Source organism: Petrotoga sp. SL27 (assembly GCF_002924605.1).
Lineage (GTDB): Bacteria > Thermotogota > Thermotogae > Petrotogales > Petrotogaceae > Petrotoga > Petrotoga sibirica.
In genome coordinates this window covers 1-253 of record NZ_JAIP01000045.1, presented here as the reverse complement: position 1 = coordinate 253, position 253 = coordinate 1, and the positions used below count along the sequence as shown (strand labels likewise).

1 rRNA gene is annotated in these 253 nt (G+C 53.8%); it reads right to left on the bottom strand.

Features of this window, described 5'->3' with window-relative positions:
* Positions 1-253 (bottom strand): 23S ribosomal RNA (locus AD60_RS09975); the annotation flags it as partial.

The following is a 253-nucleotide window of genomic DNA, read 5'->3' as shown; positions in this document are numbered from 1 at the left end:
TTCTCCCTCGCACATCGCTCCCCTACCTATAGCCTTTCGGCTATACCGTAGCTTCGGTGCGCGGCTTTAGCTCCGTTACATTTTCGGCGCAGTCCTCTTCTACCGGTGAGCTGTTACGCACTCTTTCAAGGATGGCTGCTTCTAAGCCAACCTCCCGGCTGTCTTAAGAGGTCCACTTCCTTTCACACTTAGCCGCTTCTTCGGAACCTTAGCTGTCGGTCTGGGCTCTTTCCCTCTCGACCATGAAGCTTAT